The sequence below is a fragment of the Neobacillus nitrireducens genome, assembly GCF_030915405.1.
Classification (GTDB): Bacteria; Bacillota; Bacilli; order Bacillales; family Cytobacillaceae; genus Neobacillus.
On record NZ_CP133262.1, the window covers coordinates 4,630,981 to 4,644,605 of the forward strand.

The following is a 13,625-nucleotide window of genomic DNA, read 5'->3' on the forward strand; positions in this document are numbered from 1 at the left end:
AGAAAAAGCATTATCCTCTTTATTTTGAGTAATCAGGGAAATGATATGTAGACCCAATTTGTATTTTTTCTGGTGATTCCCCGGGGTTTAATTTTCGAAAATCCTCGATTAGGTCTTGAATTGATACCGGAAGTGATTTATCCAGTTGATGCTCCACGATAGATATTACGGTTTCACCAGGTTCAACTTTTGCTTCAAAAGCAGGTATGTCTGTTTTTAGTTGGGTATTTTGTGTCTCGATTTTAGCATCCACCTGCTGAGTAATTGAAGACGGCAGAGTACCTACAGTTAAGTCAATATAAATCACATATATGATTAAAACGGCTAATAAGAAACCAAATAACTTTTTCATCGGACAAGCCTCCAAATGGACAGTTTGTACATAGGTATGCTTGTCCAACTGTAAAAAGAACGAATGTATTAAAAAAAACGCCCGGGATGGGCGTCTTCTAGTTCACTTTTTTTGGTTTCGGTACTTCGTTTATGGCTAGGTATAAGACGATAATTACAACAAACCAATTAATCATGAAGCTGTTAGGAACGGTTGTTTTAATTGCCGCCATAATGGTGAAAAATAGTGTGGGTAATGTTTCGCTGTAAGCCGCCATTCGCCACAATTGCCGGTAATTCAGCTTCCTTCCTAAAAGGTTCTTTAATAAGAGACCAATTAGAGCCAAAACCGTTACTTCAATAAAACTACCCGCACTTGCAAATAAGTAGAGAATTACAGAAACGATAGGTATGATTACCCATTTCATTCCACCGATTGCATTAATAAAATCGAGAAGATCACCCTTTGCAATGTTAAGCCCCTCTAACATAGAATAGGGATATGTATCCGTCCTGCCACCTGCGCTTAGGGCAAATTCATCTTCCAAAAGTGCAAAAGCATTTCCTTCATCTTGAACATCCTCAGATGAAATCGCTCCTGTTGGGTCAAGGATAACGGTAAAATCTTCCTTATTTATGGTTATTGGCACTTTTGTTTCTGCTGTTAAATGGCCATCTTGAATTGAAAAATCAGGTAATTCATCATTAATAATCGTTCTAGCCGTATCGATACCTGTAGTAAGCGTTGTGCTTAAGTAGATAACTGATGGCAAGATCGAAATTAATGTTAAGAAGAACACATATAATATTGTTTTTCCTATCCCTTGAAATCGAAATAAGGCAATATCTTTTGGCGAATAAATGCTTTTATACAATTGCTTGAAAATATTCATAATGACCACCTTTATACATTAAATCACAAATGATTGCTTCCGCATCTATTGTATCTTTAGTAAAGGTTATATACAAGAATGACAACAACTCATTTTTCTTTTTTGAAACTTAATACAAGTTATAATCGTATGAAGGGAAGTGTAAACTGGAAAAATATTGAGAATTCATTTATGAAGGATGAATCAAATGGAATTGATTTATTGGTGTATCATTATTTTGTTATTTATTGTTGCATTTGTTGGTCTGGTGTATCCGATTGTTCCAAGTGTGTTATTTTTACTGGCGGGGTTTTTATTATATGGAGTCTTTTTTAATTTCCACCCCTTTCAATGGTATTTTTGGTTAATTCAAGGTTTGTTTATCGTTCTTCTGTTTGTTGCAGACTATATTGCCAATATGATCGGAATCAAAAAATATGGGGGATCAAAGGCAGGAATCTGGGGGAGTACGATTGGGATAATCGTAGGTCCATTTGTTATTCCTTTTTTAGGAATTCTGATTGGTCCATTTATCGGAGCTATCGGAGCTGAATTAATCTTCAACAAAAGAAATTTCACAGAGAGTATTAAAATTGGCTTTGGCTCAGTCATCGGATTTATAAGCAGTGTCATCACAAAAACCATTATCCAAATACTAATGATTGTCTATTTTTTCATTTTGGTTATGTAAAAAAGCCACCAGTTTGGTAGCTTTTGATATTAATTCAATCCGCAAATTTCAAAGGAACAATTTTGGCAATCCACTTCTTCTTTTAAATAATCCAGTTCTTTTATGGTAAACTTTTGATTTTCGTACGTAATAATATCTTTCTCGCGAAGTTCTTTTAAGGCTCTTTGGATAACTTCTCGTGTCCCATAGGTTAAATTTGCTAACTCCTGATGTGTTAAAGGAAGGTCAATAAGAATTCCATCTTCTGTCCTGATGCCATAAGAATTACATAAACGGATGAGGATCGAATATAAACCGCCTTTTTTACCATTCATAATTAGGTCCTGGCATTTCATTTGTGCTTTTAAATAACCGGTACTTAGCCAAGCAACAAGAGCACTCATTGCTTCAGGATCATTTTTAACGAATTGTTCAAATTGGTCCCTTTTAATAAGAATCATTTCACAATCAGTCATCGCTTTTGCGTAAAATTGATAATGAGGATTTTGTTTGAAAAGTTGATACTCTACAATTAATTCCTGATCATTTAGGATTTTTAAGATAAAATCCTTACCGCGTAAATGAACTCTGCCAAGTGATATACTTCCTTTAAGCAATAAGTAAACATATTCAACCGAATCCTTCTCTTGAAAAAGAACGGAACCTGCTTTAATCTTTTGAATAGGTTCTTTTTTTTCGAAAAAATAAACTAATAAATTATATATAGAAAAACTACTTGTCTGCATAGAAAATCACCCCTTATACATCCTACACTTTGATTAAAATAAATTATTAACATGGTGTCAATAGAGCCGTAACAAGGATTGATAGTGACAAAAGTCGGATATGACAAAAATCGTTGACAGATTGCACTTTAGGTTAAACGTGACAATTTTTCGAAACTTGTTAAGAAACGGTTTTGAATTCCCTTTTCAATAAAAATGAATAAATTCATTGATTTCGGGAATGGTATTTATGTTAAGTACCTAAGCATTATATTTGAAACAATGATGTAACTTTGGTATCTTAAAAGGGAAAGCTTTAGAAATATTCAAAATTCTAAAGCCGATTAATCACATTTACATAGGAGGAATAATAATGGCATTTGAATTACCGCAATTACCTTATGCAGAAAATGCACTCGAACCACATATTGACAAAGAAACAATGAATATCCACCACACTAGACATCACAACACATATGTAACTAATTTAAACAACGCTTTAGCTGGGAATGAAGAATTACTTTCTAAATCTGTTGAAGAAGTTATTTCTAATTTGGATGCGGTTCCAGAGGCTGCTCGTACAGCAGTTCGTAACAATGGCGGTGGTCATGCGAACCATTCTTTATTCTGGCAAATCCTTTCTCCAAATGGCGGCGGTGCACCTGCTGGTGAATTAGCTGATGCCATCAGCAGTAAATTTGGCAGTTTCGAAAGCTTCAAAGAAGAGTTTGCTAAAGCAGCAACTACTCGTTTCGGATCTGGTTGGGCATGGCTATCTGTGTCTAACGGGGAATTAGAAGTTTCAAGTACACCTAACCAAGACTCTCCATTAATGGAAGGCAAAACTCCTATTCTTGGTCTTGATGTTTGGGAGCATGCTTACTACTTAAAATATCAAAATAAACGCCCGGATTATATTTCCTCTTTCTGGAATGTTGTTAACTGGGATGAAGTATCAAAACGTTACAGCCAAGCAAAATAATTGCGATGATAAAAAGGCAGCCTAGTCCTAGGCTGTCTTTTTTTTGTGCATAAGAAAAACTTGCTTGTTAAAGACTACCCGTAAGATAAAGGGGAGTTTTTCATGGTGAAAAATATTAAGATTCTAGGTGATGTTAAACTAACAAAGGATTTATCACTTTTGCTTATGATCGGTGGGTTATATTCCTTAAGCATCGCTTTATCCAACACATTTGTAAACATTTATCTATGGAAACAAACGGGTAAGTACTCAGATATCGCCCTCTATAACTTATCGACTGTTGTACTGCAATTGCTCACGTTCATTTTAGCAGGGCGATGGGCAAAGAAAATAGACAGGGTGATAGTTCTTAGAATTGGTGTAATTTTTTTAGCACTATTTTATGTCATGGTGTTAATATCGGGCACAAGTGCATCAACTTACTTACTTCTATTAGGGAGTCTGTTAGGAGTAGGATATGGTTTTTATTGGCTGGCTTTTAATGTGTTAACCTTTGAAATCACCGAACCGGATACGAGAGATTTTTTTAATGGTTTTCTGGGGATATTAACATCTGCCGGTGGAATGATTGGACCAATCGCTGCCGGAATTATCATTACTGGGTTTGAACAGTTCACGGGTTATACGATTGTCTTTGGGCTGTCTCTGGGATTGTTTGCCCTTGCAGTTTTTATGAGTTTTTCATTAAAGCCTCGACCATCGGCAGGAAGCTATTGTTTTAAAAAGATTCTAAATGAAAGAAAACAAAATGAAAACTGGCGTCTGATAACGAACGCTAACTTTTTCCAGGGCCTCCGAGAAGGGACTTTTGCATTTGTCATCTCGGTTCTTGTTTATCTTTCGACAGGGAGTGAAATGTCTTTAGGTACATTTGGTCTTCTAAATTCAGGAATATCATGTATCGCTTATTATCTGGCCTCCCGGTTAATTAAACAAAGGTTTCGAAAAAAAGCGATACTGATTGGCGGACTACTCCTATATACTGCCGTGCTTATAATTGTTTGGGACGTAAATTTTGTTAAATTGTTAATCTATGGCGGGATCATTGCAATTGCCTATCCGCTTTTGCTCGTCCCGTATATGTCAACTACATATGATGTGATTGGAACAGGATGGAAAGCAGCAGAAATGAGAATTGAATACATAGTTGTTCGAGAAATTTTCTTAAACTTGGGAAGAATCATTTCGATATTATCCTTTTTAGCGGCAATCACTTGGTTTAAAGCAGAAACTAGTATTCCAATTATCCTTCTCATTTTAGGCGCTGGGCACACATGCATCTATCTTTTTCTAAAAAGAGTACAATTACCAACTACCTAACGCGCTGAGTATCTTTTTTTACTCGGCGCTCTTTTTTCTTTGACGCTATGACCGGATAAATTGGTAAGGGTTTTTCATAGAAAAAAGCTGACATATCCTATAAAATAGAGAAAGTTAGCTTAAGCCGTGAAAAAAAGGAAGTGTTTTTATCCCTTGAATAATAAAAAGAAAAAAAAGAAGGAACATGTGCCATTTCGATTAAATATATTGTTTTTTGTCGTGTTTTTGCTATTTTCGGTCCTTATTCTTAGACTTGGTGAATTACAAATCGTGTTTGGTGATGATTTTAAACGCGAAATCGAGCGGACTGAAGATATTACTGTTAATAACCCTGTACCAAGGGGGAAAATGTTCGATCGAAATGGGAAGATTATTGTTGATAATAAGCCATTGAACGCAATTACTTATACAAAATATCAACAAACCACTCAAAAGGAAATGTTGGAAACAGCGGGACGTCTGGCAAAAATAATTGATATGACAGGAAAAAAAGTTCCTATTCGTGACAAAAAGGATTTTTGGATATTAACAAATCCAAAACCAGCCAAAGCGAAAATAACCGAAAAAGAATGGGCATCTTATAAACAAAAAAAATTGACCGATAAGCAAATTTATCAACTTCAATTGGATCGAATCACTGAAGATGATCTAAAAAGTATTTCAGGTGAAAAACTAGAAACTCTTGCTATTTATAGGCAATTTAATAGTGGATATGCTTTAACCCCACAAATTGTTAAAAATGTTAATGTAACGGACAAAGAGTACGCTATTGTTAGTGAAAACTTAGAAAACCTACCTGGTGTAGACACAACAACCGATTGGGAACGGAGCTACGTTTTTGGTGATACTTTAAAATCAATTTTAGGAGATGTCACTACATCTGAATCAGGAATCCCAAAAGAGCAATTACAAAATTATATGGCCCGTGATTACAGCCGTAATGACCGTGTTGGCAAAAGTTATCTTGAATTAAAGTATGAGGATGTACTCCATGGTCAAAAGGCAAAAGTGAAAAATGTAACCGATAAGACGGGTCATATCCTTTCGACAGAAGTAGTTTCGGAAGGAAAAAGGGGGAAAGATCTTGTTTTGACCGTCGATATGGATCTTCAGAAGAAGGTTGAAGATATCATCGAGGAAGAAATGTGGAGTGCCAAACAAAAACCCAATACTTCCCTTCTAGATCGAGCCTTCGTCGTTCTAATGGACCCCCATACCGGTGAGGTCTTATCACTGGCTGGAAAACAGATTGGTAAAGATAAAAAAGGGCACACAGTCATGAATGATTTTGCCGGCGGAAATATTACGACTTCTTATAATGTTGGGTCAGCAGTAAAAGGGGCAACGATTTTAACTGGCTATAAAACCGGGGCCATACAACCAGGTTCCACACAACTAGACGAGCCGCTCCGAATTGCTAGCTCACCAGTAATGTCTTCATGGAGAACCTTTGGCCGGATCAATGATCTAAGGGCACTACAGGTTTCTTCCAACGTATATATGTGGAAAACGGTAATCGCAATGGCCGGCGGTCAGTATAGAGCAGGTCAACCATTACCGCTTGATTATTCAGCGTTTGATACTTTGCGGCAGTCATTCAGTCAATTTGGTTTAGGTACGCGTACAGGGATTGACCTGCCTAATGAAATGAGTGGTTTTCCAGGTCCTGAGCGGACTCCTGGTTTACTTCTTTTCTTGGCGATTGGTCAGTATGACACGTATACGCCAATTCAACTCGCACAGTACGTTTCCACAATAGCAAATGGTGGGAATCGTATCCAGCCGCATATGGTTAAGGAAATTCGCGAACCGGAAATGGAAAATAATGAATTGGGTCCGATTGTCGAGGAAATTCAGCCGAAGGTCTTAAATCGTTTAGATATGAAGGAATCTTGGATTAAACGGGTTCAAGAAGGTTTTCGAATGGTTATGCAGGTTGGTGACGGTACAGCTGTGAGTCACTTTAAGAACAAACCGTATAATCCTGCTGGGAAAACGGGAACCGCCCAAGCATTCTATTACGGTTCCGACAAATCAAAATATGGTACACCAGTCATGAACCTAAGTTTGGTAAGTTTTGCACCCGCTGATAATCCAGAGGTGGCCATGGCGGTTGTGGTCCCGTGGGCATATCAAGGGAATAGTGGTCCAAGTCTTAATAATTTAATCGGCAAACGAGTTTTGGATGCTTACTTTGACTTAAAGAAAGAACGTCAAGCGAAAGAAAAGAATACAACGGAACAATAATAGGTAGAAAACACTTGTCACAATGTGGCAGGTGTTTTTTTAGTAAAAGTCTCGTCTGCAAAGTTCTTTTATTCTAAGGTGAATATACGCTTGTCTATTTACAAAACCTCAACATATCTTTACAAAACCTTTACATTTAATTAAAACTCAGTTAACAGTCGAGGTTTATTCTTAATCATGTAAGGCAGAACAAATAACTAACAAACCAAAGTTTACAGGGGGAATTAAACCAATGAAAAGTTTCAAGAAAATTAGTCTAGCCCTTATTCTAGCAGCCTTAATGGTATTTGTTGCTGCTTGTGGTGGAGGAACATCTACTGATAAAAAAGAAAGAACTTCAAATAAAGATAATAAAACAGCAGAACTTTCTGGCTCATTAAGCGTTTCTGGTTCATCTGCAATGCAACCATTGGTGGCCGCGGCGGCTGAAGAGTTTATGGCGGAAAATCCAAATGTCGACGTTCAAGTAAATGCTGGTGGATCTGGTACAGGCTTATCACAAGTGGCTGAAGGATCTGTACAGATTGGTAACTCCGATGTATTCGCTGAAGAAAAAGAAGGCATCCCGGCTGATCAACTCATTGACCATAAAGTAGCTGTTGTTGGTATGACTGCAGCTGTTAACCCTAAAGTGGGTATTAAAGATATTAAAAAAGCAGATTTAATTAAAGTATTTACTGGTAAAATTACCAACTGGAAAGAACTTGGCGGCGCAGATCAAAAGATCGTCCTTGTTAACCGTCCGGACTCATCAGGAACTCGTGCGGTCTTCAACAAATTCGCACTTGATGGGGCAACTCCAGCTGAAGGAATTACAGAAGATTCATCAAACACTGTTAAAAAGATAATTAACGAAACTGAAGGTGCAGTTGGTTACCTTGCATTCTCATACTTCACAGACGAATCTGTTACACCGCTATCAATCGATGGAGTTGAACCAACGGATGTAAATGTACAATCTGGTGAATTCCCTGTTTGGGCTTATCAGCACTCTTATACAAAGGGTGAGGCAACCGATCTTGCTAAAGCGTTCCTTGACTACTTAATGTCTGACGATATTCAAAACACTTTATTAAAAGAACAAGGATATCTTCCTGTAACAAAAATGAAAGTAGAACGTGATGCAAAAGGGAATCAAAAAGATCTATAAAAAAGGTTGAATAATGAAAGGGTAAATGTATATATGCATTTACCCTATTATGACGTATTTTAGGGGTGTTTGGTGCATTATGGAAAAGTTAGTTCCTGCAAAAGACAGATTGTTAAAGTCTAAGAAAAATTGGCTGGATGGTGAATTGCGCGGGAAAATTCTCGTTATCTTTTGTGCTGTAATTATGATATCAGCAACAATCTCGATAACCATTTTCCTGGGTACAAAGGGTTTACAATCCTTTATAAAAAATGGTGTAAGTCTTATTGAGTTCATAACCAGTACCCACTGGAATCCTACAAATCAAGCGAAGCCTGAATACGGAGCTTTACCATTTATTTTTGGTTCCTTTGCAGTAACCTTTCTTGCAGCAATAGTGGCAGCACCACTTGGGATTGGCGGAGCGATTTTTATGACTGAAATTGCACCCTCATGGGGAAGAAAGATATTACAGCCTGTCATCGAGCTGTTGGTCGGAATTCCATCTGTAGTTTATGGCTTCATCGGGCTTACAGTGTTAGTACCATTTATCAGGGAAAAGGTGGGCGGACTTGGCTTTAGCCTGCTCTCAGGTACAATTGTATTATCCATTATGATTTTGCCGACAGTAACGACTATTGCAACCGATGCTATGAGTTCACTGCCTAAAAACCTTCGCGAAGGTTCGTACGCTTTAGGTGCTACTCGCTGGCAAACGATTAGAAAAGTTTTAATACCTGCTGCATTACCTACGTTGTTGACTGCTATCGTTCTTGGGATGGCAAGAGCATTTGGAGAAGCTCTTGCGGTTCAAATGGTCATCGGTAACGTAAGAGATTTACCAACAAGCTTATTAGACGCTTCAGCAACATTAACGACAATTATTACGCTAAACATGGGCCATACCACTTACGGTAGTGTAGAAAATAATACTCTTTGGTCAATGGGCTTAATTTTATTAATCATGTCGTTTGCGTTTATTCTCCTCATTCGCTACCTTTCGTCAAGGAGGAAAATGTGATGAACAGTAAAACTGCAGATCGTATTGCCACAGGAGGATTTATCGCAATTGCAATTATTATTATTTCTATATTAGTTGGTTTATTTTCATATATTTTGGTTAATGGACTTAAACATATTTCTCTCGACTTTTTAACCACACCGTCGAGCAATGTACGTGCGGGCGGAGGAATTCGTGACCAATTATTCAACTCGTTTTATATATTATTTATTACGATGCTAATTGCCCTTCCATTAGGTATTGGCGGTGGAATATACATGGCAGAGTATGCAAAACCAGGGAAAATCACAGACATTGTTCGTTCTTGTATTGAAGTTCTGGCATCACTGCCCTCGATAGTTATTGGGATGTTTGGTTTATTAATGTTCGTTAATTTGACAGGCTGGGGCTATACCATTTTAGGAGGAGCTTTAGCATTGACTGTTTTTAATTTGCCTGTAATTGTGCGTGTTAGTGAGGATGCTATCCGTGCGGTCCCAAGTGATTTGAAGGAGGCTAGTCTTGCCTTAGGGATTACCAAATGGCATACGATAAAAACGGTTTTATTGCCAAGTGCATTTCCGACGATTTTAACAGGTGCAATTCTCGCTGCAGGTCGTGTATTTGGTGAAGCTGCCGCACTATTATTTACTGCAGGTCTTTCAACACCAAGACTCGATTACGCAAACTGGAATCCATTTTCCATGCAATCACCGTTAAATATATTTCGACCAGCCGAAACGCTTGCCGTTCACATATGGTCTGTAAATACACAAGGGTTAATTCCAGATGTTGAAGAGGTATCCAATGGATCAGCTGCTGTTTTAGTATTATCGGTTTTAGTATTTAACTTATTAGCTAGGTGGATTGGAAGTATGATTCACAAGAAGGTAACAGCATCAAAATAAAGGCGGGGAGATAGGATGGTTACAGCATTTATTGAAAAAACGACTGAAAACCAAGCTGTTCAATCAAACAGCCAATTGCATAAAGAGCCTATTTTAAGGATAAATAATTTAGAGATTTTCTATGGAGAAAAACGAGCAGTAAATGGGATCTCAATGGATATTGAAAAGAAATCCATAACAGCACTTATTGGCCCTTCAGGCTGTGGTAAGTCAACTTTTCTAAGAAGTATTAATCGAATGAATGATCTCATTCCAGGAGCAAGGGCAGAAGGGGAAATCATTTACGAAGATCTCAATATCTTGTCTGAGCAAATCAATGTTGTTGCTCTACGTAAAGAAATCGGCATGGTTTTTCAAAAACCCAACCCATTTCCAAAATCCATTTATGAAAATATTACACACGCACTTAAATTTGCTGGAATCAAAAAGAAAAGTACATTAGATGAAATTGTGGAAGAGAGTCTGAAAAAAGCAGCATTATGGGAAGAAGTAAAGGACAGGCTTCATAAATCTGCCTTATCCCTCTCAGGCGGTCAGAAGCAGCGTCTTTGCATAGCAAGGACAATTGCGATGAAACCTACTGTCATGCTTCTTGATGAACCTTCTTCGGCACTGGACCCGATATCCAATGCTAAAGTGGAAGATCTAATCGTTGATTTAAAACAGGAATATTCAATAATCATTGTCACCCATAATATGCAGCAGGCATCCCGTATTTCTGATAAAACAGCCTTCTTTTTAAGCGGAGATATTATTGAATATGATAATACGGAAAAAATCTTTACCAACCCAGCTGTTAAAAAGACAGAGGAATATATCTCAGGAAGGTTTGGATAAGGGGGAAAAGTAGTGGCAATACCAACATTAACCAGACAAGTATTTGATATTAATGACCTAAATTTATGGTACGGTGATCACCATGCATTAAAGAACATCAACTTTCCGATTAATAAAAAAGAGGTTACCGCTATCATTGGTCCCTCTGGCTGTGGTAAATCTACATTTATTAAAACACTTAACTTAATGATCAATATGGTACCAAATGTAAAAATGACAGGTGAAATTAATATGAATGGGCAAAATATATTAGATAAGAGAGTGGATCTCGTCGACCTGCGTAAGCAAGTGGGAATGGTTTTTCAGAAGGGCAATCCGTTTCCACAATCTATCTTTGATAATGTTGCCTACGGTCCAAGAGTCCATGGGATCACAAAAAAGAAGCATCTTGATGAAATTGTTATTAAATCACTAATGGATGTGGCGCTCTGGGAAGAAGTAAAGGATCGGTTAAATGCTCCTGCCTTAGGACTATCTGGTGGTCAACAGCAAAGGTTATGTATTGCAAGAGCACTTGCAACCAAACCTGAAGTGTTGCTAATGGATGAACCTACATCAGCTTTAGACCCAATTTCTACCTTAAAAATAGAAGAAATGATCTTAGAATTAAAAGAAAAATATACAATTGTTATTGTTACCCATAACATGCAGCAGGCATCAAGGGTTTCAGATAAGACTGCATTCTTTTTAATGGGTGAATTAATCGAACTTGATTCAACTTCAACAATTTTTTCTAATCCAAAAGATTCACGTACGGAAGGATATATTACTGGAAGATTCGGATGATGAGGTGACGTATATGAGTACAAGAACAAATTTTGATAATAATCTAACTGAGTTAAAAGATTTGCTATTAAAAATGGCAGAAAAATCCGAGTATGCAATCAAAGAGGCAATGATTGCTCTTATTAATCAGGACATGGAAAAAGCAAAGCAAGTCATTGATGGGGATAATGAAATCGATGATCTCGAATATGAAATTAATGATAAAGCATTATTATTAATTGCAAGACAATCACCTGTAGCCACGGATCTTAGGAAAATAAGTGTGGCCTTAAAGGTTTCATCAGAAGTGGAAAGATTTGCGGATATTGCAGTAAATATAGCCAAATCGGCACTTCATATCGGTAATCAAAAGCATTTTAAAGAAATAATTGATATACCGAGAATGATGGGGATGGCCTTAGAAATGGTTTCAGACTCAATACAAGCCTATTATTCTGAGGACATTGAATTGGCAAAAAAGAGTGCTGAGAAAGATGATGAAGTTGACAAAATGTTTGGCAGCTTGATACAAGAGCTGTTGAGCTATATTCCACAAAATCCAAATGCAACCAACCAAATTATTCAATTATCATTTGTATGTAGATATATTGAAAGAATCGCTGATCATTCAACGAATATTGCCGAGAATGTGATCTATCTTGTGACAGGTGACCGTGTTAATTTGAATGCATAATGAAAAATAGAGTTTATTCAAGATGAGGAGTTTTTTTCCTTATCTTTTTTTTGTATACAGTGATGTGTCTTGGTGATTTAATCCTAATTCCTTCCAAGAAACGACAATTTGCGTTTATTGTGTGCGGTTGAATCTGGTGGTACCATTAAATTATCAATTAATGAGAATAATTCGCAATTTTGCGCATATAATAATTGTTTGCAGAAATGGAGGAAGAAATGAGTAATGAGGTTTTTAAATTAGAAGGAGATGGAAGAACCATAACCTTAACTGAAAAACAAAAATATAAACAGACTCCTATCGAACAACAGCCACTGGATACACTGCTATTCATTCCAGGTTTATGGATAAACGGAAAATACCTTTGGCTCCATGATTGTACAGAAAAGGTTTTTAATCAGGAAGAAATAATTATCAGAGTGAAACAGGAGCAGCCGCACTCTAAAATTCGTTTTTCAAGCATTTATATCAGTAATCACAGCAAGGAAGTGAAACAGCTTAAAATGCTGGCCATGCATTACTATCCCAATGTTATTCAAGACAATATTGCTTTTGTATCACCGACGGATAATAGAATCTTTCACCTCGCCAATAATAATATTTACATGGTGAATGGAGACTACAATGGAGTAGGAATGAAGGAATATACAGCTATGCCGCAATGGAATGCTTTTACAGACCGAATATGGAGTTCAGTTCAAAAGGGGAATTTAAATTATTATCCTATGGTTAAAAGCCCTGCAGCAAGTATTTTTACTATAAACATGACATTAGGTTCTCATGAAATTGGAAAAATGAATACTTGGACGATTATTGGTTCCAACAAAACCGATATACTTTCGATGGAGCAAGCCCTCTTAAAGCAAATCGAACGAAGCCGTTAATTATCTAGAAAAAACATACTAGCATTTCCTTTTAAAAAATGATATCATTGAAAAGTCGTATGAAAGAAATGCTTAATTGTTTGGAGGGAAATAACATGCGTGTGAATATTACATTGGCTTGCACTGAGTGTGGAGATCGTAACTATATTTCAACAAAAAATAAACGTAATAATCCAGATCGTCTTGAGCTTAAGAAATATTGCCCAAGAGAAAAACGTTCAACAGCACATCGTGAAACAAAATAAACAGTAGGGGCTTCCTG

The 13,625-nt window shown here is 37.0% G+C and carries 15 protein-coding genes; 12 read left to right on the plus strand and 3 right to left on the minus strand.

Annotated features, from left to right (window positions below; all coding sequences use genetic code 11):
- Positions 1-19 precede the first annotated feature (19 nt).
- Together RCG22_RS22530 and RCG22_RS22535 are read right to left on the minus strand one after the other, a co-directional pair.
- Entirely contained in the window at positions 20-352 is a 333-nt protein-coding gene (locus RCG22_RS22530; protein WP_098259548.1) for a hypothetical protein, read from the minus strand.
- 97 nt (positions 353-449) lie between these two features.
- Positions 450-1,223, minus strand: a complete 774-nt coding sequence (locus tag RCG22_RS22535; RefSeq protein WP_308104786.1) for a DUF1189 domain-containing protein — start codon at positions 1,221-1,223, stop codon at positions 450-452.
- Positions 1,224-1,410: 187 nt separating this feature from the next.
- On the opposite strand from RCG22_RS22535, the gene RCG22_RS22540 reads away from it, so the two are divergent.
- The gene (locus RCG22_RS22540) at positions 1,411-1,893 is read left to right on the plus strand and encodes a DUF456 domain-containing protein (RefSeq protein WP_308104787.1); all 483 of its coding nucleotides are present in this window, start codon (positions 1,411-1,413) and stop codon (positions 1,891-1,893) included.
- A gap of 29 nt (positions 1,894-1,922) precedes the next feature.
- On the opposite strand, the gene RCG22_RS22545 is transcribed toward RCG22_RS22540, so the two are convergent.
- Positions 1,923-2,618, minus strand: coding sequence for a Crp/Fnr family transcriptional regulator (locus RCG22_RS22545; RefSeq protein ID WP_308104788.1), 696 nt, complete (start codon positions 2,616-2,618; stop codon positions 1,923-1,925).
- A gap of 352 nt (positions 2,619-2,970) precedes the next feature.
- Here RCG22_RS22545 and RCG22_RS22550 point away from each other — a divergent pair, with 352 nt between their 5' ends.
- From RCG22_RS22550 to rpmG, 11 genes are all read left to right on the plus strand, one after another.
- Positions 2,971-3,579: a superoxide dismutase gene (locus RCG22_RS22550; RefSeq protein ID WP_066257643.1), complete on the plus strand. Its 609-nt coding sequence runs from the start codon at positions 2,971-2,973 to the stop codon at positions 3,577-3,579.
- Between the two features lie 102 nt (positions 3,580-3,681).
- The gene (locus RCG22_RS22555) at positions 3,682-4,899 is read left to right on the plus strand and encodes an MFS transporter (RefSeq protein ID WP_308104789.1); all 1,218 of its coding nucleotides are present in this window, start codon (positions 3,682-3,684) and stop codon (positions 4,897-4,899) included.
- 153 nt (positions 4,900-5,052) lie between these two features.
- The gene (locus RCG22_RS22560) at positions 5,053-7,146 is read left to right on the plus strand and encodes a peptidoglycan D,D-transpeptidase FtsI family protein (RefSeq protein WP_308104790.1); all 2,094 of its coding nucleotides are present in this window, start codon (positions 5,053-5,055) and stop codon (positions 7,144-7,146) included.
- Positions 7,147-7,378: 232 nt separating this feature from the next.
- Positions 7,379-8,296 (plus strand): phosphate ABC transporter substrate-binding protein, encoded by a 918-nt coding sequence (locus RCG22_RS22565; protein ID WP_308104792.1) that lies wholly within the window; start codon positions 7,379-7,381, stop codon positions 8,294-8,296.
- Positions 8,297-8,375: 79 nt separating this feature from the next.
- Complete coding sequence (gene pstC / locus RCG22_RS22570) at positions 8,376-9,296, plus strand: phosphate ABC transporter permease subunit PstC (protein WP_308104793.1); 921 nt, start codon at positions 8,376-8,378, stop codon at positions 9,294-9,296.
- Positions 9,296-10,183 carry a phosphate ABC transporter permease PstA gene (gene pstA, locus RCG22_RS22575; RefSeq protein ID WP_308104794.1) on the plus strand — a complete coding sequence of 296 codons (888 nt, stop codon included), beginning with the start codon at positions 9,296-9,298 and terminating at the stop codon, positions 10,181-10,183. Before pstC ends, pstA begins: the two co-directional genes overlap by 1 nt.
- A 15-nt stretch (positions 10,184-10,198) precedes the next feature.
- Entirely contained in the window at positions 10,199-11,020 is an 822-nt protein-coding gene (gene pstB / locus RCG22_RS22580; protein ID WP_308104795.1) for a phosphate ABC transporter ATP-binding protein PstB, read from the plus strand.
- A 12-nt stretch (positions 11,021-11,032) separates the two neighbouring features.
- Entirely contained in the window at positions 11,033-11,806 is a 774-nt protein-coding gene (gene pstB, locus RCG22_RS22585) for a phosphate ABC transporter ATP-binding protein PstB (RefSeq protein ID WP_308104796.1), read from the plus strand.
- Positions 11,807-11,819: 13 nt separating this feature from the next.
- Positions 11,820-12,479 (plus strand): phosphate signaling complex protein PhoU, encoded by a 660-nt coding sequence (gene phoU / locus RCG22_RS22590; RefSeq protein ID WP_098259538.1) that lies wholly within the window; start codon positions 11,820-11,822, stop codon positions 12,477-12,479.
- Between the two features lie 218 nt (positions 12,480-12,697).
- Positions 12,698-13,363, plus strand: coding sequence for a hypothetical protein (locus RCG22_RS22595; RefSeq protein WP_308104797.1), 666 nt, complete (start codon positions 12,698-12,700; stop codon positions 13,361-13,363).
- A gap of 95 nt (positions 13,364-13,458) precedes the next feature.
- Positions 13,459-13,608, plus strand: coding sequence for a 50S ribosomal protein L33 (rpmG, locus tag RCG22_RS22600; RefSeq protein ID WP_066064234.1), 150 nt, complete (start codon positions 13,459-13,461; stop codon positions 13,606-13,608).
- The last annotated feature ends 17 nt before the right edge of the window (positions 13,609-13,625 follow it).